27 protein-coding genes are annotated in these 25,738 nt (G+C 68.3%); 10 read left to right on the top strand and 17 right to left on the bottom strand.

Going from position 1 to position 25,738, the window contains the following annotated elements; genetic code table 11:
- Window positions 1-7 precede the first annotated feature (7 nt).
- Together GQ57_RS09560 and GQ57_RS41500 are read right to left on the bottom strand one after the other, a co-directional pair.
- Window positions 8-925 carry a LysR family transcriptional regulator gene (locus GQ57_RS09560; protein WP_031399178.1) on the bottom strand — a complete coding sequence of 306 codons (918 nt, stop codon included), beginning with the start codon at window positions 923-925 and terminating at the stop codon, window positions 8-10.
- A gap of 148 nt (window positions 926-1,073) precedes the next feature.
- Complete coding sequence (locus tag GQ57_RS41500; protein ID WP_152601751.1) at window positions 1,074-1,256, bottom strand: hypothetical protein; 183 nt, start codon at window positions 1,254-1,256, stop codon at window positions 1,074-1,076.
- On the opposite strand from GQ57_RS41500, the gene GQ57_RS09555 reads away from it, so the two are divergent.
- The 4 genes from GQ57_RS09555 (at window position 1,255) to GQ57_RS09540 (ending at window position 5,712) form a co-directional block, all read left to right on the top strand.
- Window positions 1,255-2,571 (top strand): MFS transporter, encoded by a 1,317-nt coding sequence (locus tag GQ57_RS09555; protein WP_034197748.1) that lies wholly within the window; start codon window positions 1,255-1,257, stop codon window positions 2,569-2,571. The genes GQ57_RS41500 and GQ57_RS09555 overlap by 2 nt on opposite strands.
- Window positions 2,572-2,719: 148 nt before the next feature.
- Window positions 2,720-3,544, top strand: a complete 825-nt coding sequence (locus GQ57_RS09550) for a hypothetical protein (protein WP_034197717.1) — start codon at window positions 2,720-2,722, stop codon at window positions 3,542-3,544.
- Window positions 3,545-3,666: 122 nt separating this feature from the next.
- Window positions 3,667-4,917 carry an MFS transporter gene (locus GQ57_RS09545; RefSeq protein WP_031399175.1) on the top strand — a complete coding sequence of 417 codons (1,251 nt, stop codon included), beginning with the start codon at window positions 3,667-3,669 and terminating at the stop codon, window positions 4,915-4,917.
- A gap of 183 nt (window positions 4,918-5,100) precedes the next feature.
- Window positions 5,101-5,712, top strand: coding sequence for a cysteine hydrolase family protein (locus GQ57_RS09540; protein WP_034197716.1), 612 nt, complete (start codon window positions 5,101-5,103; stop codon window positions 5,710-5,712).
- A 19-nt stretch (window positions 5,713-5,731) separates the two neighbouring features.
- Here GQ57_RS09540 and GQ57_RS09535 read toward each other — a convergent pair whose 3' ends face one another.
- The 3 genes from GQ57_RS09535 to GQ57_RS09525 form a co-directional block, all read right to left on the bottom strand.
- The gene (locus GQ57_RS09535; RefSeq protein WP_034197715.1) at window positions 5,732-7,357 is read right to left on the bottom strand and encodes an amidohydrolase; all 1,626 of its coding nucleotides are present in this window, start codon (window positions 7,355-7,357) and stop codon (window positions 5,732-5,734) included.
- A gap of 406 nt (window positions 7,358-7,763) precedes the next feature.
- Window positions 7,764-8,579 (bottom strand): helix-turn-helix transcriptional regulator, encoded by an 816-nt coding sequence (locus GQ57_RS09530; protein ID WP_031399172.1) that lies wholly within the window; start codon window positions 8,577-8,579, stop codon window positions 7,764-7,766.
- Between the two features lie 230 nt (window positions 8,580-8,809).
- Window positions 8,810-9,286, bottom strand: a complete 477-nt coding sequence (locus tag GQ57_RS09525) for a nuclear transport factor 2 family protein (RefSeq protein WP_031399171.1) — start codon at window positions 9,284-9,286, stop codon at window positions 8,810-8,812.
- 319 nt (window positions 9,287-9,605) lie between these two features.
- Here GQ57_RS09525 and GQ57_RS09520 point away from each other — a divergent pair, with 319 nt between their 5' ends.
- Complete coding sequence (locus GQ57_RS09520) at window positions 9,606-9,992, top strand: winged helix-turn-helix transcriptional regulator (protein WP_031399170.1); 387 nt, start codon at window positions 9,606-9,608, stop codon at window positions 9,990-9,992.
- 473 nt (window positions 9,993-10,465) lie between these two features.
- On the opposite strand, the gene GQ57_RS09515 is transcribed toward GQ57_RS09520, so the two are convergent.
- Window positions 10,466-10,837 carry a YXWGXW repeat-containing protein gene (locus GQ57_RS09515; RefSeq protein ID WP_034197714.1) on the bottom strand — a complete coding sequence of 124 codons (372 nt, stop codon included), beginning with the start codon at window positions 10,835-10,837 and terminating at the stop codon, window positions 10,466-10,468.
- A gap of 554 nt (window positions 10,838-11,391) precedes the next feature.
- On the opposite strand from GQ57_RS09515, the gene GQ57_RS09510 reads away from it, so the two are divergent.
- Entirely contained in the window at window positions 11,392-12,504 is a 1,113-nt protein-coding gene (locus GQ57_RS09510; protein WP_034197713.1) for a porin, read from the top strand.
- 177 nt (window positions 12,505-12,681) lie between these two features.
- On the opposite strand, the gene GQ57_RS09505 is transcribed toward GQ57_RS09510, so the two are convergent.
- The gene (locus GQ57_RS09505) at window positions 12,682-13,080 is read right to left on the bottom strand and encodes a GreA/GreB family elongation factor (protein WP_031399167.1); all 399 of its coding nucleotides are present in this window, start codon (window positions 13,078-13,080) and stop codon (window positions 12,682-12,684) included.
- A gap of 512 nt (window positions 13,081-13,592) precedes the next feature.
- Here GQ57_RS09505 and GQ57_RS09500 point away from each other — a divergent pair.
- On the top strand, window positions 13,593-13,922 hold the full coding sequence (locus GQ57_RS09500; RefSeq protein ID WP_034197712.1) for a DUF4148 domain-containing protein: 330 nt from the start codon (window positions 13,593-13,595) through the stop codon (window positions 13,920-13,922).
- Between the two features lie 170 nt (window positions 13,923-14,092).
- On the opposite strand, the gene GQ57_RS09495 is transcribed toward GQ57_RS09500, so the two are convergent.
- Window positions 14,093-14,554 carry a CBS domain-containing protein gene (locus GQ57_RS09495; RefSeq protein ID WP_031399165.1) on the bottom strand — a complete coding sequence of 154 codons (462 nt, stop codon included), beginning with the start codon at window positions 14,552-14,554 and terminating at the stop codon, window positions 14,093-14,095.
- Window positions 14,555-14,731: 177 nt separating this feature from the next.
- On the opposite strand from GQ57_RS09495, the gene ribA reads away from it, so the two are divergent.
- Together ribA and GQ57_RS09485 are read left to right on the top strand one after the other, a co-directional pair.
- Window positions 14,732-15,382, top strand: a complete 651-nt coding sequence (gene ribA / locus GQ57_RS09490; RefSeq protein ID WP_031399164.1) for a GTP cyclohydrolase II — start codon at window positions 14,732-14,734, stop codon at window positions 15,380-15,382.
- A 152-nt stretch (window positions 15,383-15,534) separates the two neighbouring features.
- Window positions 15,535-16,101, top strand: a complete 567-nt coding sequence (locus tag GQ57_RS09485; protein WP_034197711.1) for a GNAT family N-acetyltransferase — start codon at window positions 15,535-15,537, stop codon at window positions 16,099-16,101.
- 28 nt (window positions 16,102-16,129) lie between these two features.
- Here the strand turns inward: GQ57_RS09485 and GQ57_RS09480 are convergent, their stop codons facing one another.
- From GQ57_RS09480 to GQ57_RS09465, 4 genes are all read right to left on the bottom strand, one after another.
- Entirely contained in the window at window positions 16,130-16,516 is a 387-nt protein-coding gene (locus tag GQ57_RS09480; protein ID WP_031399162.1) for a VOC family protein, read from the bottom strand.
- 261 nt (window positions 16,517-16,777) lie between these two features.
- Window positions 16,778-17,542, bottom strand: coding sequence for a hypothetical protein (locus GQ57_RS09475; RefSeq protein ID WP_031399161.1), 765 nt, complete (start codon window positions 17,540-17,542; stop codon window positions 16,778-16,780).
- A gap of 51 nt (window positions 17,543-17,593) precedes the next feature.
- Window positions 17,594-18,202 carry an acyl-homoserine-lactone synthase gene (locus GQ57_RS09470; RefSeq protein ID WP_031399160.1) on the bottom strand — a complete coding sequence of 203 codons (609 nt, stop codon included), beginning with the start codon at window positions 18,200-18,202 and terminating at the stop codon, window positions 17,594-17,596.
- 211 nt (window positions 18,203-18,413) lie between these two features.
- Entirely contained in the window at window positions 18,414-18,857 is a 444-nt protein-coding gene (locus GQ57_RS09465; protein ID WP_031399159.1) for a DUF4902 domain-containing protein, read from the bottom strand.
- Between the two features lie 73 nt (window positions 18,858-18,930).
- Here GQ57_RS09465 and GQ57_RS09460 point away from each other — a divergent pair, with 73 nt between their 5' ends.
- Entirely contained in the window at window positions 18,931-19,650 is a 720-nt protein-coding gene (locus tag GQ57_RS09460; RefSeq protein WP_034197709.1) for an autoinducer binding domain-containing protein, read from the top strand.
- A 56-nt stretch (window positions 19,651-19,706) separates the two neighbouring features.
- Here GQ57_RS09460 and GQ57_RS09455 read toward each other — a convergent pair whose 3' ends face one another.
- From GQ57_RS09455 to GQ57_RS09435, 5 genes are all read right to left on the bottom strand, one after another.
- Window positions 19,707-20,414, bottom strand: a complete 708-nt coding sequence (locus GQ57_RS09455; protein ID WP_031399157.1) for an MgtC/SapB family protein — start codon at window positions 20,412-20,414, stop codon at window positions 19,707-19,709.
- 306 nt (window positions 20,415-20,720) lie between these two features.
- Entirely contained in the window at window positions 20,721-22,265 is a 1,545-nt protein-coding gene (locus GQ57_RS09450) for a TolC family protein (RefSeq protein WP_034197708.1), read from the bottom strand.
- The gene (locus GQ57_RS09445) at window positions 22,252-24,297 is read right to left on the bottom strand and encodes an FUSC family protein (RefSeq protein ID WP_034197707.1); all 2,046 of its coding nucleotides are present in this window, start codon (window positions 24,295-24,297) and stop codon (window positions 22,252-22,254) included. Before GQ57_RS09445 ends, GQ57_RS09450 begins: the two co-directional genes overlap by 14 nt.
- Window positions 24,278-25,327: a multidrug transporter subunit MdtN gene (gene mdtN, locus GQ57_RS09440; RefSeq protein ID WP_034197706.1), complete on the bottom strand. Its 1,050-nt coding sequence runs from the start codon at window positions 25,325-25,327 to the stop codon at window positions 24,278-24,280. Before mdtN ends, GQ57_RS09445 begins: the two co-directional genes overlap by 20 nt.
- Window positions 25,324-25,617, bottom strand: coding sequence for a hypothetical protein (locus GQ57_RS09435; RefSeq protein ID WP_011547413.1), 294 nt, complete (start codon window positions 25,615-25,617; stop codon window positions 25,324-25,326). Before GQ57_RS09435 ends, mdtN begins: the two co-directional genes overlap by 4 nt.
- Window positions 25,618-25,738 lie beyond the last annotated feature (121 nt).

Raw genomic sequence — 25,738 nt, 5'->3', positions numbered from 1 at the left:
GTGCGCGCTACCGTGCGTTCGGCCCCTTGACCGTCAGCCGGCACACGGTCGCGAGGGCGAGCAGGTTCGGGTCGCGTTCGCGGCGGTGCAGGAAGCTCAGGCCGATCGTCTGGCGGATCGTGGGCCCGGCGAGCGGGACGAGCGCGATCTTGTGCGCGAACAGGTCGCGCACGCGGCCGGGCAGCAGCGAGCAGCCGACGCCGCCCGACACGAGGTTGATCAGCGAGAAGATGTCGCCCACCCGCATCACGACGTTCGGCGCGACGCCGGCCGCGCGGAACGCTTCGGTAAAGCCCTGGTGGGTCGCGAAGCCGTCGCCGAGCGAGATGAACGGTTCGTGGCCGCACGCGTGGAGGTCGATCGCGCCGTGTCGCGCATAGGGCGAATCGATCGGCGCCGCGAAAAACATCTCGTCCTCGAACAGCGCGATCGATTCGATCTCGGCGTCCGGCTCGGGCAGCGCCATCAGCGTCGCGTCGATCGCGCCCTGCCTGAGCTTGTCGAGCAGATCGGCGTTGGATCCGAGCACGAGTTCGGCCTGCAGCTCGGGGCGGCGCTCCTTCAGCGCGATCACGACCTCGGGCACGGTGCGGATAGTCAGCGAGTACAGCGAACCGATTTTCAACTGGCCGGCGCCGTAGCCGGCCGCTTCGCGCGTCGAACGGATCCCGTCCGCCATCGTCTTGAGCACTTCGCCCGCGACTTCGGCGAGCACCTGCGCGGCGTCGGTCGGAATCAGGTTGCGCCCCTCGTGGCGGAACAGCGCGCAGTGCATGCCTTCCTCTAGCGTATGCAGCGCGCGGTGCACGCTGACCGTGCTCACGCCCAGCGCGTCGGCCGCTTTCGCGAGGCTGCCGGCCTCCATGAAGGCGAGCAGCACCTCGAGCTTGCGGAACGTGATCTCTTCGTTGATGCGGTTGCGCATGATCCGGACGACGGGAAGGACGACCGACGATTCTGCCGCAGAACCGGGAGCGCAACAATGCGCGCATTTCCGGGCATTCCCGGGCATTTCGCAGGGTCGGGCACGACGCGGCAACATTTAATCTCCGGCTAAGTTTCTTCCGCGGGCGTTAATTGATGCGTTTTTTTGGCATCCCTATGATCGTTTCACACCGGTCATGCCCGGGACGAGCAGGGTGCCCGCCCGTCTCGCGCGGGCCGGCGATGCGAACAGCCGATTCGTCCATGCCCGCGATGCGGGGCGGCAGGCATGCGGCGCGACGCCACGACACCACACTGCGGGAGAACAGCATGCGCGACTCACGACGGAACGCGCGACGGCGGCAGGTGATTGCCGCCGTCGTCGGCAATACCCTCGAGTGGTACGACTTCATCGTCTACGGTTTCTTCTCCGGCATCATCGCGCGGCTGTTCTTTCCGGCCGACAGCCAGTACGCGTCGTTGCTGATGTCGCTCGCGACGTTCGGCGTCGGCTTCTTCATGCGTCCGGTGGGCGGCATCCTGCTCGGGCTCTATTCGGACCGCAAGGGGCGCAAGGCCGCGATGCAGCTCATCATCTTCCTGATGACGCTGTCGATCGCGCTGATCACGTTCGCGCCGTCGTACGCGACGATCGGCCCGGCGGCGCCGGTCCTGATCGTCGTCGCGCGGCTGCTGCAGGGTTTCGCGACCGGCGGCGAATATGCGAGCGCGACCGCGTTCCTGGTCGAAAGCGCGCCCGAGAACCGGCGCGGCCTCTACGGATCGTGGCAACTGATCGGCCAGTGTCTCGCGGTGTTCTCGGGCGCCGCGATGGGCGCGTGGGCCACGCAGTCGCTGTCGGATGCGGCGCTGCACAGCTGGGGCTGGCGCGTGCCGTTCGCGCTCGGGCTGCTGATCGGGCCGGTCGGCCTGTGGATCCGCCGGCACATGGAGGAGACCGAGGCGTTTCTCGACGCGAGCCGCTCGGCCGCCGAGCCGCCGGCGAGCGTGTCGCGCGTGCTGCGCGACAACCTGCGCGGCGTGCTGGTGTCGATGGGGCAGACGATCACCGGCACGGCGGTGTTCTACGTGATGCTCGTCAACATGCCGACGTTCGTGCACAAGACCTTCGGGCTGCCGCTCGACCAGGTGTTCAAGGTGCAGATGGCGGCGGTTGCGCTGCTGACGGTGACGATTCCGGTCGCGGCGATCGTATCCGACCGCATCGGCCGGCGGCCCGTGCTGATCGCCGGCACGCTGGCGCTGCTGACGGTCACGTATCCGCTGTTCTCGTGGCTGGCCGCGGCGCCGGGCATCGGGCGCCTGCTCGTGATGCAGCTCGCGATCTGCGCGATCATCGGCGTCTGCTACGGGCCCGCGCCCACCACGCTCGCCGAGCAGTTCGCGACACGCTCGCGCTCGACAGGCGTCGCGCTCGCCTACAACGTCGCGGTGATGGTGTTCGGCGGCTTCGCGCCGTTCATCGTCACGTGGCTGACGCGCGCGAGCGGCTCGCCCGTCGCGCCCGCGTGGTACGTGCTGTTTGCGGCGTCGTTCGGGCTGCTCGCGAGCGTGTTCATGCACGACGGCGCGCCGTGCGTGGTCGCGCGCCGGCAATTCCGCGGCGAGCAGCTGAGCGTCGAGTAGTCGCGCACACGCCGCCTGCCGCCGGGTTCCGGCGCGCAGGCGCGCTGCCCGGTCCGGATGCCGTCGCCGGGCGCGTCGATGCGTTCGCTTCCGCGCCGTCGCGGGCCGCTATGATGGCGGTTCGCAAGGTCAGCGTGGAGAGTGGCGAATGTTTTCAAGGTTGAAGAAACGGTTCGTTGGCGGCGCGGCACGCACGGCCGCTTCGCCGCAGCCCGACCGACGGGCCGCGTGGTCGGGCGAATCGCAGGTGCAGCCGCGTCACGTGCTGTGTTTTCTCGGCGGGGATCGCGACCTGCGATGCCTGCGCGATGCGGCGAACGAGGCGATTGCGGAATTCGCGACGGGCTTCGGCGTCGACGATGCGTATTCCGCCGCCGAGCCCGACGCGCGGATGAGCCGTTCGTTCGAGGTCTGTCGCGACCGCGTTGCAGCGGATGCCTGGACGCCGGCAGACGACGAAGCCGTCGCCGCGCACGGGTCGGTGCTGTACGTGCTCGGCCCGCGCATGACGCGGGAGAATGCCGTGCGTGCGTCGATCGGCGCGCTGTTCCTGGTCGACCGGCTGATCCGCGCCGGCGCGGTGGCGGTCAAGGGCGAGAGCGCGGGCGTGGCGCACGGGCTGCACCGCTGGCGGGAGCTGATCCGGATGGGCGCGGTCGCGACCGACGCCGACGACGCACGCGCGCAGAGCCGCGTGTGCCGGCTGGCGTTCGCGTTGCGCCCGCTGGCGTCGGGCGACTACTTCGAAAGCGTGGGTTTTCATCTGGCCGGCCTGCCGGACGTGCAGGTGCCGCGCCTGCGCGGAAGCGATCGCGACGCGGTGGCCGTCATCGACGGCGTGGCCGACGAGATCGTGCGGTACGGGATCGATGCGACGTTGCAGGCGCACGACGCATCGCTGATCGACGACGGTGCCCACGACGAAGACGACTTCAAGTTCAATCCGTACGGGATCGTCCGACTGGCGACGTGAAGGGCGGCGCGTCGGGTCGGGTATCGGGCGGGCCGATGATCAGCATCGCGGGCGGCGGCCTACCGCGGCGGCCGCCCGGTCGTTACGCTGGGGCGATCATCCACTCTGTCCTGAAGGTCGCCATGTCCCGGCTCGATTACACGTTGCTCGGCCCCTGCCTGCTCGCCATCGCGATCGACGCGATGGGATTCGGGCTCGTCTATCCGATGATGTCCGCGATTTTCAGCGATCCGCACGCGGGCATCCTGCCGGCCGGCGCGGGCGCGCACGCGCGCAATTTCTACCTCGGTCTCGGCTACGGGATCTACCCGCTCGGCATGTTCTTCGGCTCGTCGCTGATGGGCGACCTGTCCGATCGCTACGGCCGCCGCAGGATCCTGATGCTGTGCGTGCTCGGCCTCGCGGCCGGCTACGCGATGATGGCGGCCGGCGCGTGGCAGGCGAGCGTCGCGCTGCTGCTGGCCGGCCGCGGGCTCACCGGGCTGATGGCCGGTTGCCAGGGCATCGCGCAGGCCGCCATCACTGACCTCAGCACGCCGGAGAACAAGGCCTACAACATGAGCATCATGTCGCTCGCATTCAGCGCGGGCGTGATCGTCGGCCCGGTGCTCGGCGGCGTCACGTCCGACCGCACGATTTCGCCGCTGTTCGGCTACGGCACGCCGTTCCTGCTGGTCGCCGCGCTGTCGCTGGCCTGCGCGTGCTGGACCCGGGCGGCGTATCGCGACTCGGCCGCACCGCGCGGCGATACGCGCATCGATCCGCTGCTGCCGCTGCGGATCATCGGGGAAGCCGCACGCCAGCGCGACGTCGCGTTCCTGTCGGTGGTGTTCTTCCTGATGCAGGTCGGCTACGGGCTCTACCTGCAGACCATCATGCTGTTGCTGCAGGCGAAGTTCGGTTACACGAGCGCGCGGCTCGGGCTGTTCAGCGGCGTGATCGGCCTCTGCTTCGTGTTCGGCCTGCTGGTTGTCGTGCGGTCGATGCTGCGCGTGTGGCGCGTGGTCGACATCGCGAAGACGGGCCTGCTCGTCGCGGGCGCGGGCCAGGTCCTGTCCGCGCTGTTTCCGCACGAGCCCGTGCTGTGGGCGCTCGCGATGGTGGTCGGCTGCTTCGACATGGTTGCGTATACGACGATGTACACGGCGTTCTCGGACGCCGTCAGCGAAGACCGGCAGGGCTGGGCGCTCGGTGTCGCGGGCTCGGTGATGGCCGTTGCGTGGGTCGTGACGGGCGCGCTCACGAACCTGCTGCCGCTGTTCGGCGAGACCGGCCTGCTGCTGGTCGGCGGCGCGGGGTTCCTGCTCGGCTTCGCGATGATGGTCGCGTACGGTCGCACGCGGCCGGGTGCGCGAACGGCCCTGCTGTCGTAGGGGCGCAGGCGGCCGCGGAGGTTGGCCCGATCCTGTCGGACGTTGTCCCGGGCGCGGCTGTCGCGCAAGGCCGCGCGGCCCGACACTGGCGCCTCGCGGCCGGGGAGGCCCCAGGCCGCGTCAGGCGGCGCCGGCAGGGCCGGCGCGCCGTTCCGTCCGACGTGCCAACCGAGGGAGCAACCCATGCAACATCCGACCATCCGGACCCTGGCCGGCGCCACCGCGCCGACGTCGGTCGCCGCCGCGCGCACCGCGCTGCTGGTGATCGATTTCCAGAACGAGTACTTCAGCGGCCGCCTGCCGATTCCGCACGGGCCGCAAGCGCTCGGCAACGCGCGGCGCGTGATCGCGTTCGCCGATCGCGCCGGCATCCCGGTCTTTCATGTCCAGCACGTCGATGCGGCCAGCAGCCCGATCTTCGCGGACGGCAGCGACGGCTTCCGTTTCCACGCGGATCTGCAGCCGGCGCCGCATCATGCGGTCGTGAGGAAGACCTCGGTGAGCGTGTTTCCGACGACGGACCTCGACGCGCGCCTGAAGGCGGCCGGTATCGACACGCTGATCGTCACCGGCCTGATGACGCATGCGTGCGTCGCCGGCGCGGCGCGCGATGCGGTGCCGCTCGGCTATGCGGTGATCGTCGTCGATGACGCGTGCGCGACACGCGACCTCGACCTCGCGGGAGGCGCGACGGTGTCGCACCGCGACCTCCATCGCGCGACGCTGGCCGCGCTGTCGGACACGTTCGGCGACGTGCTGACGACCGAGCAGGTGCTGGCGCTCGGCGTCGCCTGACGGCTGCGCGGTTCGCGCGTCAGTCGGCCCAGCCCGGCGCGGCGTGCACGACTTCGCCGCGGAAGCACGTCTCGATCACGCGGGTCTGCGCGAACGTCTCGACCGGGTGCGCGAACGGATTGCGATCGAAGATCGCGAAGCTCGCATCCTTGCCGGCCTCGAGCGAGCCCGTGCAGTCGTCGAAGCGCAGCGCATACGCGGTGTTCACCGTATAGGCCTCGAGCATCGTGAGCAGGTCGAGGCGTTCGTGCGGATTCCATGGCGGGCTGTCGGGCTGGTCGATCAGCAGGTGCGTGACACCCGTCTGGATGATCTGCATCGGGTCCATCGTGCTGACCGACCAGTCGGAGCCGGCCGCGAGCATCGCCCCCGCGTTGCGCAGGCTGCGGAACGGATAGTTGCGCGCGGTACGTTCGGCGCCGAGCAGGTCGCGATAGAGCTGTTGCTGCTCCTCGCGGGCGGCCGTCCACAGCGTCTGCACGCTCGCGATCGCACCGAGCCGGTTGAAGCGGCTCATGTCGGCCGGATCGACGAGCTGCAGGTGGGCGAGCTGCGCGCGCCGGTCGCGTATGCCGTTGCGGCGCTGCACGTATTCGAGCGCGTCGAGCGTCATGCGCACCGCGCGGTCGGCGAGCGTGTGGAAGTGCAGGTCGAAGCCGGCCGTATCGGCGAGCAGGCAGATCTCGTTCAGCGCGTCCTGGCTCCACAGCGCGAGGCCGCAATCGTCGGTGCCGGCGTACGGCTCGAGCAGCGCGGCGGTTTTCGATTCCGGCACGCCGTCGACGAAGATCTTCACCGTATGCAGGCGCAGGTTGTCGCGTTCGTACTCGCGGCGCCATCCGGCGAAGCGTGCGATCTGTTCGCGCGGATCGCGGCGCGGGTTCGCATAGAGGCCCGCGCTCATGTACGCCTTCAGCGTGCCGGCGCGCTGTGCGTCGGCGTAGGCCTTGAGTTCGGCTTCCTCGACGCGGGCGTCGAACCAGCCCGTGATGCCGAATCCGTGCGCCATCGCGTGCGCTTTCGCGAGCGACTTCGGGTAGCCGGCCGGGCTCAGTTGCGGAATGATCGGGCAGACGCGATAGAACGCCGCTTCATGGACGACGCCGTTCGGCGCGCCGGATGCATCGCGCTCGTAGACGCCGCCGGCCGGGTCGGGCGTATCGGCCTGGATGCCGGCTGCTTCGAGCCCCTTCGTGTTCAGGCAGCCGCTGTGCACGTCGAAGCCGACCACGAGCAGCGGGCGGTCGGGCACGATCCGGTCGAGCAGTTCGCGGGTCGGATACGCGCCGAACGCGGCGAGGTTGGCGCCGCCGAGATAGACCCACGGTTCGTGCGGCGTCGCATCGGCGCATGCGCGGATGCGCTGCAGGATCGCGTCGGGATCGTTGATGCCGGACAGGTCGAAATCGCCGAGGATCTGGTGGCCTTCGAGCGGGTGCACGTGGCCGTCGATGAGGCCCGGCAGCATCAGGCGGCCGGCCAGGTCGACCGTGCGCGTCGCGGGGCCGGCGAGCGGGCGGATGTCGTCGTCGCGGCCGACGGCGACGATCCTGCCGTCCTTCGTGGCGAGTGCCTGCGCGAAGCGGCGTTGCGCATCGCCCGTGTAAAGCAGGCCGTTCAGATAGACGGTATCGGCGTGTTGCATGTGTCTCCTCCGGATAAGGGGGGCGACGGGCGCACGCGTCCCGCGGGCGGGCCGAGCGGCTCGTCCGGTCGCGTGAACCCGGTCGGGTTGGAATGGGATGGGTGGCGGTTACGGGCCGGTGCGGCGCGGCGGGAGCGGCAATGCGCGGCGGCGCAGGCCGGCCGCCGCCGGAGTGCCGGGCCGGTTTCGCTGCCCGGTTCGTGGCGGCAAAGCAGGGGGCGGCGTGCGCGCGGCCGCGCGGGCCGGCGTCCATCCGGTAGTCGGCATTTCGTGTCTCCGTGGCATCCGACGTGTGCCTGTCGTCGGGTGAGTCAGATACTAGGAGCGGGGCGGCCGGCTGTCTGTCGTCGTTTTGAGGACAACGCGCGACAAAAGCCGTGCGGGCGGCGGTGCGAGGCGACGGCGTCTAGCGGTCGTGGCGTTCCGGTGATTCCGTTTCGGTCACGCACCAGGCGAACAGCCCGGCCCGGTTCGCGACGCCGAGCTTCGCGAGCGCGCGCCCGAGATAGGTGCGTACGCTGCTGGGCTTGAGCGCGAGCGTGTCGGCGATCCGCGGGACGGGCTGGCCCAGCAGCACGGCGCGGCACACGAGCCGTTCGCGCTGCGACAGCGCCGCGCTGCCGGCCGACAGCCGCTGTTCGAACCGCTGCAGCAGCGCGCTGTCGTCCGGGCGCGGCGTCAGGCGGGCGAGCCGCGCATGCTGGATCAGCAGCGGCAGCACGAAATCGCCGAGCTGCCGCAGCAGCGCCAGTTCGGTCAGCGTATAGGACGGCTGGCCGCGCCGGCGGAACAGCGAGAACGCATAGACATAGTCGCGTTCGCTGCCGAGCAGCGTGCAGTCCTCGCCGAGTTCGCCGAGCGCGAACTGGCGGCCGTATTCGGTCGCCGTGTCGACTTCCTCGTTGCACGAGAACACGAGCTGCGAATCGGTGGCGCGCTCGATATGCGGCAGCAGCGTGTCGGAGCGCCAGTCGCCCTGTGTATACAGATCGAGCGCGTGGCGTGTGCCGTCGGGATCGTCGCCGCCGGCGAAGAACAGCACGTCGACGCTGTCGACCGATTGCGACGGCGCATCGCGACGGTAGCGCGTCGCGACGCTGTAATGGGAGTGCGGATCGACGGTTTCGCGCAGCCACGCCCAAAGCCGGGCGGGAAACTGCGGGCTGCCGAGGCTGGCGATCAGGTCGCCTGCGTTGCTCAGGGAAATATGGGCGGGGCTCATGGTTGACACCGTCTGCGCGAACAGCCGCCCGCGCGGGCCGTGCCGCGCATGTGACGGCGTGCCGGCGGGGCGACGGCCGGCGGCGAGGTCATGCGGGACGGCGGCCGGTGCGGCGGCGAAGCTCGATTGTAGGGGACTTCGCCGCCACGGGGCAGGCGCGCTTGCCCGGCGGCCGGCCGATCGTTCGTCGACGGGCGGCCGGCGACGCTGCGCGCCGAGTGTCAGAACAGTCAGAACATCGTGTTCCCGTTCGCGGACGTTTCGGGCACGGGCTGGATCACGTCCCAGTGCTCGACGATCTTGCCGGCCTTCACGCGGAAGATGTCGACGACCGCTTCGCCGCGGTCGCCCGGGCGCTCGGTCGCATGGACGTGCAGATAGACGAGGTCGCCGTCGGTCGCGCTGCGCACGATGCGTGCGCGCGAAGCCGGGTTCTTCTGGAAGGCGCCGACGAAGTACGACACGAACGGCTTCTTGCCGTCCGGCACGTGCGGGTTGTGCTGCCTGTAGTCGTCCGCGACGACGGCGGCGGCCTCGACGGCCTCGTGCTTGTTGAAGAAGCGGTCGTAGAACGTCAGCACGAGCTGGCGGTTGGCTTCTTCGGCGGCCAGGTCGCGCGTGACCGGGCCGGCGGCCAGCGCGGCCGTCGACGCGGCCAGCAGGACCAGCGCGGCAACGGCGCGAACGGGGGAGCTAAGCGATGACATGTGGCGTGTTCCTTGTCTGACGATGCATGGATTGGCGCGCGCTGCGCGCAGGCGGGTGGCGCCGGGCAGGGCGGCCGGGGGAACCGCGGTGGCGATGCGTGCCGTCTTCACGCACGGGATCCGCCGCGCGGTCCGGACCGTCACGGCGCCGATCGTGCGGGCCGCGCGGCAGCGTCATGCTTCGTTGAACTGGCGAATCCGCGCGGCTGCCGGGCCGCCCGAATGGTACAGTTGCCGCGAACCCGTCACAAGAAGTCAGCGCCGCGTGAGCAGGTCACACCGCGCTGACCGTGCGTTGCCCGTGAAAGAGAATCCCGTCATGCCGTTCCCGCCCGCCGACGAAGCCGTCGAACTCGACCAGCCATGCCCGATCCGCGATGTCCTCGACCGGATCGGCGACCAGTGGAGCCTGCTCGTGCTCGAGGCGCTGTCCGGCGGGACGATGCGTTTCAACGAACTCGGCCGCGCGATCGGCGACGTGTCGAAGCAGATGCTGTCGCGGACGCTCAAGCGGCTGGAGCAGGACGGCTTCGTCAGCCGCACGCTGTTCGCCGAGGTGCCGCCGCGCGTCGAATATGCGTTGACCGACCTCGGGCGCTCGTTCCAGACGCCGATGCAGGCGATGATCCGGTGGGCCGACGAACATCATCGCGCGATCTGCGCCGCGCGAGTTCGTGCGCGGGAGTCCGACGGCGGTGGGTGCTGAGCGGGGCGCCCGAGTCGTTCTGCCGTCGGCGTCGTGCCGCGAGCCGGGCGCGATGCGACGAGACATGGCCCGGTGCAGGCACGTCGCCATTGCGTGATTTCGTCATCCGAACGATTGCGCCGGGATGGACGGCGTCGCCGATGCTTCGGCGCGCTCCGCTCGTCCCGAATGCGGCTATGCGCCAGGGCCGCCCGGATGGCGAGCCCGGCGACGGTCGTTCGTTCGTTGAGGCGCATACGACAGACGGGCGGCAGGGGTGGGTCGAAGCGGGCGCGCTCGCCGGAGACCGGCAGGCATGTCGATCGTCGAGACGGCCCGGCGGGATGCACGGGCGCCGGTTTGGACGGTCACCGTCGTTGCCGGATAACGACGTCGGCCACACCTGCCGGGCGTGAAGGTTGACGCGCCCGACGACGCAAGGGCGCGGCCCCGTCCGGTTCCGTGCGCTCCACCGCCTGCATCCGGGCGGCGGCCTAGCGCCACGTACCGTCGATGTAGATCCAGACCTGTCCCTGGCGGCGCCAGTAGCCGGGCACCCACCGACGCCCGGGGCGCAGCGCGATCCAGCGGCCGGGCACCCAGATATAGCGGCCCTGCTGCCAGCGCCAGTAGCCGGCCGTCCATGTATAGCCGTGCGGCCGGGGCGGCGGCGGGCGGCGCTCGTGCCGCATTGCCGGCGGGGCGAAGCCCGGGCGGTCCGGGTAGGGCGGACCGCCCGGCATGCGGTTCGGGCCGGACGGCCGGTACACCGGCGGGGCGGGCTGGGCCAAGGCGGCGCGGAGCCAGCCGGTGCCGGCTAGGGCGGCGGTCAATCCGATGGCGCGCAGCAGCGAGCGTCGATTCATGGCGTGTCCTGTTCTGTCTACGAGGCTGCCTTACATTAGCCTGCCGGTACGCGGGCCGGGTTACGCGAGCGGTTAAGGCTGTTACGGTGCGTCACGGCGGGCGGCAGGCGCGTCGGCGGCACGCACCGTCCTTTCCGTTTCAACCGGCTGATGTCTGGACGCCGCTCGCTGCCGGTATTTGAGACTAAAACATGTAAAAATTGCCGGTTTCGGGGTGTCGGGGCGAATCCGTTTGTTGTTTCTATGCAACCGTCAAGACGATGACATGAAAGAATGGTGCGATGGGAGGGGTCAAAAAGCCGTCGTCAAGAAGTCAAAAACAAACATCAAAACAAATACTTATAACTCTGCCCCACTTTCATTATTTCTAGTTCTGGAAAAGCTTATTTCTTTATTTGCGGATCGCTCCCCTAGGGTACACCCCTAAACTCACGGTTCCCAAACGGGCAACTATCCGGGCGCCGCCAGCAGGACCGATGGCGCTCCCTGGCGGTTGCAGACCGTTTATGAACAAGGTCGCGAGACCTGCCTCTTTTTAGAAGGGAGCTCCACGAATGAACAAGACTCTGATCGTTGCAGCAGCTGCAGCATCGTTCGCAACCGTCGCTCACGCGCAAAGCAGCGTCACGCTGTACGGCGTGCTGGACGCAGGCATCACCTACCAAAGCAACGTCCAGAACGCAGCCGGCCAAGGCAAGTCGCTGTGGTCGATGGGTTCGGGCATTGACCAGAGCCGTTTCGGCCTGCGTGGCTCGGAAGACCTGGGTGGCGGCCTGAAGGCAATCTTCACGTTGGAAAGCGGCTTCGGTATCGGTAACGGCAAGTTCGCGAACGGCGGCAACAACACGATTTTCAACCGTCAAGCGTTTGTCGGTCTGTCGAGCCAGTACGGCACGGTCACGCTGGGCAAGCAGTATGACTCCGTTCAAGACTACCTGGCTCCGCTGACCGCAACGGGCACGTGGGGTGGTACGTACTTCGCTCACCCGTTCAACAACGACAACCTGAGCACGAACGGCGGCTACTCGAACAACAACTCGGTCAAGTTCACGAGCGCGAACTACGCTGGCCTGCAATTCGGCGGCACGTACTCGTTCTCGAACGACACGAACTTCGGCAACAACCGTGCATACAGCGGCGGTGTGGCTTACCAGTACCAAGGCCTGAAGCTGGCTGCAGCGTACTCGCAAGCTAACAACCCGAACGCGAACAGCACGGGCGCAGTTGTTTCGAGCAACGCACTGTTCAACGGCCAAGGCCGCCTGCGCACGTACGGTGCAGCAGCTGGCTACGCATTCGGCCCGGCGCAAGTTGGCGCAGCGTGGACGCAATCGCGTGTTGACAACCAAGCTAACGGCGCTGGCACGTTCCGCGCTGACAACTACGAAGTCAACGCAAAGTACAACCTGACGCCGGCTCTCGGCCTGGGTGCTGCTTACACGTACACGAACGCGAAGGTTGACGGCAGCAGCGCGCACTGGAACCAGTTCGGTCTGCAAGCTGACTACTCTCTGTCGAAGCGCACGGACGTGTACGCACAAGCTGTGTACCAACGCGCATCGAAGAACGCAGGCGGCGCGTCGATCTACAACGGCGACCCGACGACGGCAACGAGCTCGTCGATCAACCAAACCGCAGCAACGGTTGGTCTGCGTCACCGCTTCTAAGCGTGACGGCGGGGTAACCCGCTACGCAGCTTCAAAAAAAGGCGCCTTCGGGCGCCTTTTTTTCGTGCGCGAAACGCCATGACAACGATTCGCATGGCCGGGATGAAAAAAGCGAGGCACAGGCCTCGCTTTTTTCATTCCGGGCGATGCCCGCAGCAGCGCCGGTCGTCCGGCGGTTCAGCGCGTGTACTCGCCATTCGCTTCCGGCTGGAACACGATCGCAGCGACCTTCATCAGCTTTTCGGCGCCGTTCGGCTGCATCACCTTGACCATCTGGCCGCGCTGCGTACCCAGCAGTGCCATGCCGACGGGCGAGAAGACGTTCAGGCGGCCTAGCTCGAGATTGGCGGCATCCGGATAAACAATCGTCCAGGTGGCTTGTTCCTGGGTCGCTTCGTCGAGCAGCGTGATCTGCGAATTCATCGTGACGACGTTTGCCTTGATGGCGTCGGGTTGCACGATGTCGGCGCGCTCGAGCAGCGTATCGAGCATCGCCTGGAAGCGCGGGTTGTGCTCGGCGTGCTTCTCGAGACGAGCAACGTCGAGTTCGGTCAACTGGTAAAGGCGTTGTTTCATGGCAGTTCTCCAAATGATCGGCAGGGGCAGGCGTGGCGTGCCTATGAGGATCGCCCGGAGCCTGTCTGACCTGGCTCCGGGAGGAGACCGAGCCGTCAGATCAGGCGCCGGGCAGGGGCGAGCGGCGTCTGGGCCGTGCGTCGAGCGAGGGGATGCGCCGGATGGCCGGCGCGCGCGCGCACGCCGGACGGGCCGGACGGCGAAACCGAGAGGGGCGTGAGCGCGGACATGGTGAATGGATTATCGACTGGCGAATAAAACCTTACGATTCTACAACACAACCTTCGGTATATGTGATTTGGCTGTAGGCATTTCGTCAGTGATTGTTGTGCCAGTGAAGCAAGTGGCGGCGGTTGATTCGCGAAAAGTGGCGAGATTTTTGTCAAAATCGCAACGCTGTATGTTCAAACTAAGGGTTTCCCCTTGGGGTAGCGAGAACTACACTGCATTCAATCGCTTCAGACAGTCCTGCCGAGGCGACGTCAAAAGAGAACATATTCCGGAGGTAAATCATGAAGTCGATCATCTACGCAGCCATCGCCGCATCCGTACTTGCCGCCCCGGTCGCATCGTTTGCCCAGTCCGAGCAGGGGTTGACCCGCGACCAGGTCAAGGCCGAACTCGTGCAACTCGAACAGAACGGCTACAAGCCGCTGGCAACCGATTCGCAGTATCCGGACAACATCCAGGCCGCCGAGCAGCGCATCCAGCCGAACCAGCCGATGCTTGCGCACGCAGATACGAGCGGCTACGGCGCCGTAGCGACCAGTGCCGGACAGGCCGGCCGTCGCATGACGCGCGAAGCGCCGAATCCCGTGAACTCGGTCTATTTCGGTAACTGAACGTCCGCGGGTCTGCCCGAGCGCACCGCCAAATCGACGAGACGCGTGCCATGTGCGCGCGTCGTTCGCCCGCAGGAGCAGAACCTCCGTCGCCGCATTCCGGCGGCTTTCAGCCCAGACGCTTGTGCGTTTGGGCCTTTTTCGCTGGATCGCTGGATCGCTGGAGCGGGTCAGGCGGACGTGACCGCGGGAGTGCCGTGGATGTAGTGTTCGAGCTGGCTGATCGTGAACTGCTGATCGGCAATCACGCTCTTCACGAGGTCGCCGATCGAGATGAGGCCGACCAGCTTGCCGCCGTCGAGCACGGGCAAGTGGCGCATCCGGTGCTCGGTCATCAGTGCCATGCACTCGTCGGTGGATTGGGTCGGCTCGACGTAGCGCACCTTCGCCGTCATGATTTCCTCGACGCGGGTGGCTTTCGACGAGCGATCCTGCAGGACGACCTTGCGCGCGTAGTCGCGCTCGGTGACGATGCCCGCGATGTCGTCGCCGTCCACGACCAGCAGCGCGCCGATGCCTTTTTCCGCCATCAGCTTGATGGCGTCGTAGACGAGATCGGTCTTGGTGACGGTGTAGATCGTGCGGCCCGAATCCGGCTTGGCCTTGAGAATCTGCGCGACAGTCGTGCTCATTCGCTTTCTCCGTGTGCAGGTCGATGCTGGGCAGGCAGGGCATGATGCGTGTCACCCGACGGGCCCAGTATAGCCCCGCAGGGGGCGGCAGTCGCGTGACGTTTCCAGATTAGCGGTAAACTCCCGTCACGCACTATCCACACTATTCCTACATTCCAGAACGTTTCAATTGAATTCATGATGTCTTCGCGTCCTCAATCGCCCACGCCGGGCAATGGCCAGGCCGACGAGTGCGTGACGCTCGTCGCCACCGCGTCGCTGCCCACGCGCTACGGTACGTTCACGTCATACGCGTTCCGCGTATCGGGCAGCGATGCCGAACATCTCGCGCTCGTGATGGGCGACGTTGGCGGCGAGCAGTCCGTGCTGACGCGGCTGCATTCCGAATGCCTGACCGGCGACGTGTTCGGCTCGTACCGCTGCGATTGCGGCGAGCAACTCGATCTCGCGTTGCGCTATATCGCGGCCGAGGACCGCGGCGTGCTGCTGTACCTGCGCGGTCACGAAGGGCGCGGGATCGGCCTGAGCAACAAGATCCGCGCATACGCGCTGCAGGAGCAGGGGCGCGACACGGTCGAGGCGAACCTCGACCTCGGCTTGCCCGACGATGCGCGCGAATACGACTCGGCCGCCGCGATTCTCAGGATCCTCGGCGTGACGTCGGTGCGACTGATGAGCAACAATCCGGCGAAGTTCGATACGCTCGCGAAGCACGGCATTCCGGTTTGCGAGCGCGTGGCGCTCGCGGTGCCCGTGCGGGAAGAGAATGAGCGTTATATCCGCACGAAGCAGACGAAATTCGGTCATTACTTCGAGGAAAACGAGTAATCGCCACAGGCGTGCCGGCGCCCATTTATCTTTGACTGCTCCCCGATCGTCGCCGGCCGACACGACGATCGCGATTCCCCCTTCATCCACGCCGTCCTCGGGTTGGCGACGCTATCCGCCTCGCGTCGCCGCCCTCACGATCCGGACCATCCATGACCCCGCCAGCGACGATCGAAACCGAACGCCTGACGCTACGCCGCTGGCGGCCGGCGGATGCGGACGCGCTGTCGGCGCTGCATGCGCATCCGGATGTGACCGCGTGGCTTGCGCGCGGCCCGATGGCTGTCGAGGAAGCGCGCGACCTCATCGCACGCTTCGACGCGCATTTCGATTTGCACGGTTTCGGTACGTGGGCGGTCGAGCGCCGCGCGGACGCGACGCTGATCGGGTTATGCGGACTGTCGCAGGAAGCGCGCGCCACGCATCCGATGGCGCCGTGCATCGAGATCGCGTGGCGGCAGGCCCGCCACGCATGGGGGCACGGCTACATGGCTGAAGCGGCCGCCGCGGCGTTGGTCGACGGATTCTCCCGGCTCGGGCGCCGCGAGATCTTCGCGTGGACGGCCGGCACCAACCTGCGATCGCAGCACGTGATGCAGCGGCTCGGCATGCAGCACCTGCCGGCGCGCGATTTCGACCATCCCGCGTTGCCGGCGGGGCATTCGTTGCGGCGGCACGTCGTGTACGTCGCGCGTCCGGACGGCAACGCCGCCGCGTAGAGGTTTGGCCGAGGGGCGAGGCCGCCCGTCAGCGCCACGCGGCGTTCTGCAGAACGATCCGGTAGCCGTCGGCATCCTCGAACGTCTGGCCCGATATCTCCCAGTACGGATTGAATGACGTCACGGGCATGAAGCCTTGTGCGGTCGCGCGCTCGCATGCGGCTTCCCATTCCGGACGATCGGGCAGGTAGAAGACGATCAGGTCCTCGGGTGTCGGGGAGGGTGCGATCGGATGGTTGGGGCAATGCGTGAATTCGAAGTGGTAGTCGAGCCCTTCGCGTCCGAGCATCACGCCGGCAAAGCCGTCGTGATCGTCGAAGCGGGCGAGAACCGACAGGCCGAAGGCGTCGCGATACATGCGCTCGGTCCTGGCGAGGTTGCCAACCGGGCGGGCAATGCGCAGATGGGCGTGCAAGATGGCCTCGGGGAAGCGTGGGGACCCGCTGATGATAATCCGTCCGATGCGGATCGTGGCGATGCCGGAATGACCGGGACGCCAGCCGTTGGCACGAAACGGCCGTGGCCTCGCGGTTCGCGCAGGCAATAAAAAAGCCCGCTGCTTGAGCGGGCTGAATCCATGTTTGGAGACATGGAGGAGACAAGTGCTAATTTAAGGGAAAACCCGAAGGTTGGCAAGCCCTTGTTGCGTCGATGCAACTCGCTGCCGTGGCTGCATTCAGGCGCCGCCGCTCCGCGCATGGGCCGCGAACGCGCCGAACCGTTCCTGCGCGACCGGCAACGCGTACTTGTCGCGCATCTCCGTCTCGATCCACGCACAGGCCTCGCGTGCGCAGTCGGTCAGCGCGTGCCGCGTCGCGTGCCCGTCGATGTCGTAGACGAAGCGCACGCCGACTTCGTCGTCGGCAACCTGTCGCTCGAGCTGGTTGAGCTGAAGTTGCGGCCCGTGCAGCTGCGACAGCGCGCGCAGCTCGTCGAAGTGATATTCGAGCCAGTCGGCAAAGAACAGGGCGTCGCTATGGCACGGCAGGCGGAACGCCGCGGTGCGCGACGGGCGCGGCCCGGCTTCGCCGGCCGTCGCATGCGGCTCGGTGTCGGGCGCGACGGACGCGTCGACGGGGGCGAGCGGGTGCTGAATCCGGCGATAGGGCTCATGGTCGCGCAACGCGTGCCACAGTAACTCGTCGCCCGCGGCGCCGGACGGCTGCATCGTCAGGTCGTGACGGCCGTCGCCGGCCGGGGCGATGTCGCGGATCACGAGGCGCAGCGAGCAGAGCGGTTCGTCGGCAACCAGCAGGGTCGCCGCCCGCGGCAGCCCGCAAACCAGCGGCGCAGTGCCGGCGGCGCGAAACACCAGCCCGCGGCGGTCGAGCCGCACGAGCGGCAGCGGCCGGGGAAACGACGGGTAGGCGACTGCGATGCGGGCGCCGTTGGCGCTCGTCAGCCCGGGCATCATCGCGCGAAAGACCTGGGATTGGTCCACGTGGGTTCTCCTTCGTTACGATGCCGCCAGGACGGAAACGCGCGTTCCGGCTCAGGCGGCGATAGCTTGCCGGGCAACTTGCCCCGGCGTGATTCCTAGTGCTGCAAACGTTTGCGGATCGATGTCGATCCAGCACGCGACCACCAGACGCCCGTCCACCTGCCGGGGCGGGCCTGCGCGGTGCGCGTGTATGCCGATCCGGCGGAACAGCCGCTCCATGCTCGCGAACGTCACGCCGATCAGCTGCCGTGCGCCGAGCTGCGCCGCGCATTCGACGACGGCGGCGAGCATCGGGCGTACGGCCCACTCGGCATTGCCCGGCCCGCCTTCGTCGTCGGTCGCCGCGAACCGGGACAACTCCCAGACGGCGGCCGATTGCGGCAGCGGCATGTCCTCGGCGATCAGGTCGGCGAACAGCGACTCCAGCAGATACGGGCGCGTCGTCGGCAGCAGGCGCGCACATCCGCACATGTCGCCGCTGGCGTTCCGCGCGAACACGTACACGGTATCGTCGCGATCGAACTGGTCGCGCTCGAAACTTTCGTTCGCCGACGGGAGCGCCCAACCAAGCTGCTCGATGAACACGCGGCGCCGGTAGCGCCCGAGATCCGCTGCAAGTTCGTGTGGTAACCGCCCTTCTTCGTGAACGAAGGTCCGCATGGTGTCCTCGGATCTGTGCTTTTGTATGCATGCATTACAGCGCGCAGCACGAGGGGGGTGTAACTGGTAACTCTTACAGGGCGGCGGCGGGGAGCGGGTATTCAGGACGCGGTAACGCTTTCTTGATCAACGGGATTGAAAAATGGGCCGCTTTTGCTTATAAAGAGCGCCAGCTTTGCGGAAATGATCTGATGAATAGCTCTGCCAGTTGTCACTGGAGCGTCGGACCGGCATGATAGGCGTCGTTGTGCCCGCGCAGGGCGGACGCGACCGCGGCGGGCCAGTCGATGCAGGCGAGTCGCGCGGCGAGCGCGGCGGCCGTGCGGAACATGCCGATGTCGGCGCCGGCGGCGTCGACGGCCATCACGTTGCTGCGGACGTCGCCGCCTGCGATCACGAACGTACCCGTCGCGCGTTCGAGATACCAGTCCCAGCCGACCGTCACGTAGGCGACGCCGGCACGGGCGGCGCGATGCCATTCGGTATAGCCGGCGATGCGCGCATCGATTGCGTTGTCGCGGAGTTCTGCAAGCAGCGAGGCGTCGAGGCCGCTCGCGACATGGTCGAGCGCAAGCGCGGCCAGTGCGCTTTCGGACAGGCGTACGTAGCCGTCCGGGGACGGGCCGGGGACCGGGTGCAGCAAAGGTGAAGTCATGCGCGGAATGTATCAGCCCCGAACGGGCGCTGAAACCTGACAAGTATGACAGCGTGACGTTGTCGGAGAAAGAATGGAACTGCGCTGGCAGGATGCCTATCAACAATTCAGCGCCGCGGAAGACGAGCAGCAGCTCTTCCAGCGGATTGCCGCCTATTCCAAACGGCTGGGATTCGAATACTGCTGTTACGGCATTCGGGTGCCGCTGCCCGTATCGAAGCCGGCGGTGGCGATCTTCGACACCTATCCGGACGGCTGGATGGCGCACTACCAGGCGAAGAACTACATCGAGATCGATTCGACGGTTCGCGACGGCACGCTCAGCCCCAACATGATCGTCTGGCCGGACGTCGACCGGATCGATCCCTGCCCGTTGTGGTCGGATGCGCGCGAATTCGGGCTGTCGGTGGGCGTCGCGCAGTCGAGCTGGGCGGCCCGCGGTGCGTTCGGCCTGCTGAGCATCGCGCGCCATGCCGACCGGCTGACGCCGGCCGAGATCAACATGCTGACGCTGCAGACGAACTGGCTCGCGAACCTGTCGCATTCGCTGATGAGCCGCTTCATGGTGCCGAAGCTGTCGCCGGCGGCGGGCGTCACGCTGACCGCGCGCGAGCGCGAGGTGCAGTGCTGGACGGCCGAGGGCAAGACCGCGTGCGAGATCGGCCAGATCCTCAGCATCTCGGAGCGGACGGTCAACTTCCACGTCAACAACATCCTCGAGAAGCTGGGCGCGACGAACAAGGTCCAGGCGGTCGTGAAGGCCATCTCGGCCGGGCTGATCGAAACCCCCTGACAAAAGCGGGCGGCAGCGGCGGGCGGCAGCGCCGAAGGCGGCTGCCGCCGGGCCGCTCACTCCATCATCGGCTCCGCTTCCTTCGCGGTCCAGCTCACGCTGGAAATGCTCTTCTCCATGCTCATCCGGCTCGCGATCTGCTCGAGCTTCTGCTGATCCTTCGGATGCAGCTTCAGTGTCGCGGTGACCTTCAGCCGGTCCGGCTGGTCGGGCACGTCCTCGCTCGTGAGGCTCTGGAACGACAGCGGCTTCGCGTACATCGAGTTCGACAGCAGCGTGCGGATGTGCACTTCGTCGGAGGCCAGGCAGATCACGGTGATCTGGTATTCGCGCACGAGATCGGCGTTCGATACGGGCGTCGCGTTGATCGCCTGGCTGACGCCGCGCAGCACCGTATTGGTAAGCAGCACGACGCCCGTGCCGGCGAGCGCGGGCACGTAGTGGCCCGAGCCGGACAGCACGCCGACGGCGGCCGAGCACCACAGCGTCGCGGCCGTGTTGATGCCCTGGATCGAGCCCTTGTCGCGCATGATCACGCCGCCGCCGAGAAAGCCGACGCCCGACACGACGTACGCGGCGATCTGCGTGACGCCCGCCACGCCGTTGCCGGTGAGCACGCCGAGCGTGACGAACAGGCAGGCGCCGCTCGCGACGAGCGTGATCGTGCGCAGGCCGGCCGTGCGCTGCCGCATCTGGCGCTCGACGCCGATGGCGACGCCGCAGGCGAACGCGGTGAAAAGACGGAGTGCGAAATCGAAAGTCATGGTTGTCCTGCCGTGCAAGGTGCGCATGCCGGCTCGCGTCGCCGCGGCGCAAGGCCGCTGGCGACGCGAAGATAGCCGTCAGCGCGCGGTACTGTACCGCGCGAATGCGTCATTCAGTGTGAAACGGTAGGCGTGCGGCTCGCGGAACGCGAGCCGGGGCAGGAGAACTGCGGCGGACAGGCGTTCAGGCGGCAAGCGGCGCACGCAACGGAGTGCTGCAACTGTCCACGATGTTTCCTGAAGGAAGAATGGGCGGCATTCTAGTGGGCGGCAAGCGCTTGCGTCAACCGTCTCGCGGCCGCCGCGCTACTGCGCCGAGCCGATCGTCCCCGTCGCGAGCGCGAGCGCGGCGGCGGCCGACAGTGCGCCGGCATAGCTGTCGACCTCGGCGTTGCGCGCCGCCAGCAACTGGCTTTGCGCGATCGTCGCGTCGGTGACCGAGCCGACGCCGTTCCGGTACGCGGTCAGCGCGGCGTCGTAGCTCGTCTGCGCGGCATCGACGAGCGCCTGCGCGGCGTCGTGCGACGCGAGGCTCGTCTGCACTGCGTTCTGCGCCGCAACCACCTGGCGGACGGCTTCCTCCTTGGTCCGCGTGAGGCGCGCGGAGGCGCTCTCCGCATCGTTGCGCGCCTGCATCAGCACGGCCGAGCGCAGGCCGCCGTCGTACAGCGGAATCGTCACGCCGAGGAACACGCCGCCGCCGTAGCGGCTGCCGTTCAGGTTGACGGTCGGAGACTGGTCGCCGATCGCGGGCAGCGCGGAGATGGACGTGCCGCCGCTCGCGTACGAGGTCGACGCGGACAGGAAGATCTTCGGCATGAACGCGGCCTCCGCGGCCTTGATCTTCGCGCGATTGGCCTTCTCGATCGCGAACGCGCCCTGCAGGTCGGGGCGGCGCGCGATCGCGTCCGACACGATCGCGTCGACCGACGTGCCGAGCGCGGCGGGCAGCGGCCGCTTCGGCAGCGCAGCGATCGTCGGTTTCGACAGCGGCGAGATGCCGAGCGCGGAGACGAGGGCGAGGTAGCCGTCGCTTTCCGCGCCGTTCGCCTGCACGAGCGCGAGGTTCGCCTGCGCGCGGTTCTGCGTCGCCTGCGCAAGCTCGACGACCGTGCCGACGCCGTGCCGGAGTCGCGCGCGCGATGCCGCGAGGATCGCGTCCGCGTTCGCGAGGCCCTGTCGTGCGCTGAGCGCGCGCGAGCGTGCGGCTTCGTAGCGGTAATACGCGACGGTCACGTCGTGGATCACCTGCTGGTGCACGGCCGTGAACGCGACGTTCGACGCGATCGAGGCCTGTTCGGCCGCTTCGACGCGCGCCGCGCGGCCGCCGAAATCGAACAGCAGCCATTGCAGCGACAGCGCCGAAATGGTGCCGTGCACGGTGGTGTCGCTCGACGCATCGCCGAGGACCGTCGACGTCGAGCCGTGGTTCGCCTGGTACGCGCCCATGGCCGTCGCGGACAGCCGCGGCAGGTAGGCGGCCTTGGCCAGGCCGACCGTGAGCGCCGCGTTGCGCGCGTCGTTCCAGGCGATGCGAGTCAGCGGGTTCGCCGATTCGGCGAGATCGATCAGCTCGGGCAGCGTGTACGCATGCGCGGCGTCGAGCGCGGCCGGCGGCGATACCGATGCGAGCGCGGGCGACGCGGGCAGCGTGTAGTCGCGCGCGCCTTGCGCGGATGCGCGCGGCGGGCCCGGCACGATGTCGCCCGCGGCCGACGTCTGCGGCTGCCACGGACGGTCGGGCGCCTCCGGCGCCAGATCGATCGACGACGTCGCGCAGCCGGCCAGCGCGACGGCGGTCGCGAGGGCGGCGGCGGCGATCGAGGCGGCCGGCGGTTCAGGTACGCGCATGGGGGGCAGGCTCCTTCGGTGTGGCTTGATGCGCGGCGTCGGCGATGTGCGCGAGCCGCGTGTCGATCAGGTTCAGCAGCGCGTCGCGTGCGGGGTCCGCCGGGGTTGCGCCCGACGGCGGCACCGGCGGCGCGGGGGAGTCCGTGCGGGGTGCGGTTTCGTCGTCGCGCGGTTCGGTCACGCGTGCGAGCTGCGCACCGATCGACGTGTCGCCGGGGGTGCGTTCGGCGAGCAGGAACAGCGGGCCTTCGAGTGCGCCGAGCTCGGCGAGCGCGCGTCGCCGCGCGGCGAGCCAGGCGGCGGCCGGCCGCACCCATGACGGTTCGTAGTGGACCAGCCCCAGCTCCTGCGCGATCGCGCCGTGGCGCGCGAACGCCTCGGCCGCGAGCGCGCGCCGCTCGGCCGGCTGCGCGACCTGCACGAGCCGCCGCCACTGGTCGATCAGCGCCGTCAGCCCGACGTCGATCTGCTTGCCGACGCTGACGGGCCAGATGCGCGTGAACACGAGATACACGACGACGTTGCCGAGCAGGATGCCGATCGTACGGTCGCGCGCGATCGTCAGGTCGAAGCCGGGGCCCGCGCCCTGGATCACGCACAGGAAAAACGCGAACGCGACCTGGAAGCCCGCATAGGCGATGCGCGGCGAGCCGAACGCGACCCACGCGGCGAGCCACGCGCCGGCGAACACCAGCGCCATCAGGTGGCCGACCGACGACAGCGACGGCACGACGAACACGAGCGCCGCGGTGCCGAGCAGCGCGCCGACGATGCAGCCGACGATCCGCAGCGTGAGCTTCTCGACCGTCTCGGCGGTCGAGCCGAGCGACACGATGTAGCAGGTGACGACGCACGTATGGATGCCCGACCAGTCGAGCTGCGAGTACAGCAGGTAGCAGAAGATCGCCGCGGCGGTCGTCTTCAGTGCGTAACGGACGTGGTCGGGATTGCTGCGCGCGTCCGGCAGGAAGAAGCCGCCGCGCGGCGCGGGGGCGGCGGCCGGCGCGTCGGGCGCAGCGGCCGCAGCGGCCGGCGCCGGGGATGCGCCGGCGGGCGTTGCGGCCGGCTCCGCGAAGCGCGTGATCGCTGCGTCGAGATTCGTCGCGGCCACGCGTGCGAGCGGCGGCAGCGCGTCGGCCGGCGGCAGCGCGAGCGTCACGTCGACCGGGTAGCCGCCCCGGTCGAGGATGCCGGCCATTTCGTCGAGCGTCGCGGCGATCGGCGCGGCGTACGCGTCGGGCAGCCGCGCGTCCGGTTCGCGATCGGCCAGCGCGACGCCGACGAGCAGCGCGGTGCTCGACGCAACGGCCTGCCGCAGGGCCGCGAAGTCGGCGGCGGACGACGTGCCTTCGAGTTTCGACAGCTTGAGCCACGTGAGCAACTGCTTGTCGCCCTCGCGCAGGCAGGTGTCGAACGCGTCGCGCGCCGTGTCGTCGCCACGCAGCCGCCGTGCGGCGAGCCGCAACCGCTTCGCCAGCTGCGCATGCGCGAGCTTGCGCGGCGACGGCGCGATCAGCAGGTTGACGACGATCGCGACGCCGACCGGAATCGCGATCGTCAGCCAGATGTACAGCAGCGCGCGCGTCGCGGCCTCGCCGAACGGCGCGAGGCCGAGCTGGTCGAGCCCGAAGCCGATGATCATCGCGAGGATCGCGCCGACCGGGCGCAGCTTGCTGGCCGAAGTCAGGTAGAGGAGGCCGACCGACAGCACGGCCATGCACGCGACCCGCAGGATCGAATAGTCGATGCTGAAGATCGCGATGCCGAGCACGAGCCCGATCACGATCGTGACGAGCAGCAGCAGCGCGGCGGCGAGCCCGACGCTCGTCACGCGGTCGGCGCGGATCAGGAAGAACACGACGTACGCGGACAACGCGGCTTCCGGCGTGCCGTACGCGCTCGTGACGAGCGCGGTGAACGCGCAGATCAGCGCGACCCGGACGGCGGTCGTCGCCCGCCCCGGGAACGGCGCGAGCAGCCGCAGGATCTCGCGCGGGCCCGGCGCGCGAACCTCAGCGGCAGGCAGTGCCATGCCGGACCTCGACGATCGCGCTGGCGCCGACGCGCACGAGCTTGCCGTCGGGTTCGTCGAGCTTCACGCGCACGGGAAAGCGCTGCGCGACGTGCACCCAGTTCACCGAGCGCTGCACGATCGGCAGCGTGCGCGGCAGGTTGATGCGGTCGCTGTCCGCGATGCCCGCGCCGATGCCGACGACCTTGCCCGTCATCGGGCGGCTGCGGTCGATCATCGAATACACGGTCGCGCAGTCGCCGACCTCGATGCGATTCAGCGACGTCTCGCGGAAGTTGCCGACGGCGAACCATTCGCTCGCGTCGATCAGCGTGAAGATCGACTGATTCGGCGCAAGGGTTTCGCCGGCGAGCACGGTGAGGCCCGTCACGAGGCCGTCGTGCGGCGCGCGCACGACCGTATCGTCGAGCGCGTGCTGCGCCCGGGCCAGCGCGGCCTCGCGCGCATGCAGCGTCGCGATCGCATCGGCCTCGTCGCCGATCGTCTGCGCGGTTGCGCGCTGCTGCTCCCGGGCCTGTGCGAGCGACACGGCCGCATCGCGCTGGCGGACCTTCGCCTGGTCGAACTGCTGCGCGCTGACGTAGCCCTGCGCGGCGAGCGGCGCGAGCCGGTTCACGTCGCGCGTCGCGAGATCGGCGTTCTGCGTCGCGCGCTTGACCTGCTCGACGGCGACGGCCGCGTTCGAGCGTTCGCCGATCAGCGAACGGCGCCGCGTGTCGAGCGACGCACGCGCCAGCTCGAGGTCGGCCTGTGCCTGCGCAACCGTCAGCCGGTATGGCACGGGGTCGATTTCATACAGCAGGTCGCCTTTCGCGACGCGCTGGTTTTCATGCACCGCGAGCCGCACGATGCGACCGCCGACGGGCGACGCGACGTGGACGACGTCGGCGTCGATCGATGCGTCGTCGGTGGACGGGTAGGCCGTCGTGCGGAGGTAGGCGTAGGCGAGCGCCGCGATGCCGAGCGCGACGATCGCCAGCGCGATCACGCGGCCTTTCACGGAGGGGCGGGCGATGCCGGCGGCCTTCATGCGAACGGCCCCGTGCCCGTGAGCCAGACGATCACGGCGACCACCAGCCCGATCGCCGTGCAGACGGCGAGCTGGTAAGGCACGGTGGCGGCCCAGCCGGTCGCGACGAAGACGCGGTGCGCGACGATCGCGCCGACGACGCCGACGATCGCACTGACGAGCCAAAGCGGGAAATATGCGCCGAACAGGACGTACGACGGTGCGCCGCGCGATGCGCAGCCCGCGAGCGGCAGGGCTGGCGCCAGGACGGCGGCGACGCGCAGGGGCGCGCGCGGCGTTGTTTTTCTCATGGTGTGACGAGCTCGACGATGAGGGTGGATGCCGGGCGCGGCGCAATGCGGTTCGTCGCCGCGACGACGATTCCGCGATACGGACCCGATCATAAATCAGCACGATACGGATCGCCAGCCG

Source organism: Burkholderia sp. MSh2 (assembly GCF_000731655.1).
GTDB classification, from domain to species: Bacteria; Pseudomonadota; Gammaproteobacteria; order Burkholderiales; family Burkholderiaceae; genus Burkholderia; species Burkholderia paludis.
The sequence above is the reverse complement of the archived record's forward strand: the minus strand, read 5'-3'. Positions and strand labels throughout refer to the sequence as shown.

Excerpts from the sequence above, each read along its gene's own strand:
- GQ57_RS09435 (WP_011547413.1), bottom strand. The coding sequence starts at position 25,617 with ATGAGAAAAACAACGCCGCGCGCGCCCCTGCGCGTCGCCGCCGTCCTG.
- GQ57_RS09500 (WP_034197712.1), top strand. The coding sequence starts at position 13,593 with ATGAAGTCGATCATCTACGCAGCCATCGCCGCATCCGTACTTGCCGCC.
- GQ57_RS09560 (WP_031399178.1), bottom strand. The coding sequence starts at position 925 with ATGCGCAACCGCATCAACGAAGAGATCACGTTCCGCAAGCTCGAGGTG.
- GQ57_RS09450 (WP_034197708.1), bottom strand. The coding sequence starts at position 22,265 with ATGCGCGTACCTGAACCGCCGGCCGCCTCGATCGCCGCCGCCGCCCTC.
- GQ57_RS09535 (WP_034197715.1), bottom strand. The coding sequence starts at position 7,357 with ATGCAACACGCCGATACCGTCTATCTGAACGGCCTGCTTTACACGGGC.
- GQ57_RS09545 (WP_031399175.1), top strand. The coding sequence starts at position 3,667 with ATGTCCCGGCTCGATTACACGTTGCTCGGCCCCTGCCTGCTCGCCATC.
- GQ57_RS09540 (WP_034197716.1), top strand. The coding sequence starts at position 5,101 with ATGCAACATCCGACCATCCGGACCCTGGCCGGCGCCACCGCGCCGACG.
- GQ57_RS09470 (WP_031399160.1), bottom strand. The coding sequence starts at position 18,202 with ATGCGGACCTTCGTTCACGAAGAAGGGCGGTTACCACACGAACTTGCA.
- GQ57_RS09550 (WP_034197717.1), top strand. The coding sequence starts at position 2,720 with ATGTTTTCAAGGTTGAAGAAACGGTTCGTTGGCGGCGCGGCACGCACG.
- GQ57_RS09530 (WP_031399172.1), bottom strand. The coding sequence starts at position 8,579 with ATGAGCCCCGCCCATATTTCCCTGAGCAACGCAGGCGACCTGATCGCC.
- GQ57_RS09520 (WP_031399170.1), top strand. The coding sequence starts at position 9,606 with ATGCCGTTCCCGCCCGCCGACGAAGCCGTCGAACTCGACCAGCCATGC.
- GQ57_RS41500 (WP_152601751.1), bottom strand. The coding sequence starts at position 1,256 with ATGCTGTTCTCCCGCAGTGTGGTGTCGTGGCGTCGCGCCGCATGCCTG.
- GQ57_RS09505 (WP_031399167.1), bottom strand. The coding sequence starts at position 13,080 with ATGAAACAACGCCTTTACCAGTTGACCGAACTCGACGTTGCTCGTCTC.
- GQ57_RS09515 (WP_034197714.1), bottom strand. The coding sequence starts at position 10,837 with ATGAATCGACGCTCGCTGCTGCGCGCCATCGGATTGACCGCCGCCCTA.
- GQ57_RS09455 (WP_031399157.1), bottom strand. The coding sequence starts at position 20,414 with ATGACTTTCGATTTCGCACTCCGTCTTTTCACCGCGTTCGCCTGCGGC.
- GQ57_RS09465 (WP_031399159.1), bottom strand. The coding sequence starts at position 18,857 with ATGACTTCACCTTTGCTGCACCCGGTCCCCGGCCCGTCCCCGGACGGC.
- GQ57_RS09445 (WP_034197707.1), bottom strand. The coding sequence starts at position 24,297 with ATGGCACTGCCTGCCGCTGAGGTTCGCGCGCCGGGCCCGCGCGAGATC.
- GQ57_RS09555 (WP_034197748.1), top strand. The coding sequence starts at position 1,255 with ATGCGCGACTCACGACGGAACGCGCGACGGCGGCAGGTGATTGCCGCC.
- GQ57_RS09485 (WP_034197711.1), top strand. The coding sequence starts at position 15,535 with ATGACCCCGCCAGCGACGATCGAAACCGAACGCCTGACGCTACGCCGC.
- mdtN (WP_034197706.1), bottom strand. The coding sequence starts at position 25,327 with ATGAAGGCCGCCGGCATCGCCCGCCCCTCCGTGAAAGGCCGCGTGATC.
- GQ57_RS09495 (WP_031399165.1), bottom strand. The coding sequence starts at position 14,554 with ATGAGCACGACTGTCGCGCAGATTCTCAAGGCCAAGCCGGATTCGGGC.
- ribA (WP_031399164.1), top strand. The coding sequence starts at position 14,732 with ATGATGTCTTCGCGTCCTCAATCGCCCACGCCGGGCAATGGCCAGGCC.
- GQ57_RS09460 (WP_034197709.1), top strand. The coding sequence starts at position 18,931 with ATGGAACTGCGCTGGCAGGATGCCTATCAACAATTCAGCGCCGCGGAA.
- GQ57_RS09525 (WP_031399171.1), bottom strand. The coding sequence starts at position 9,286 with ATGTCATCGCTTAGCTCCCCCGTTCGCGCCGTTGCCGCGCTGGTCCTG.
- GQ57_RS09510 (WP_034197713.1), top strand. The coding sequence starts at position 11,392 with ATGAACAAGACTCTGATCGTTGCAGCAGCTGCAGCATCGTTCGCAACC.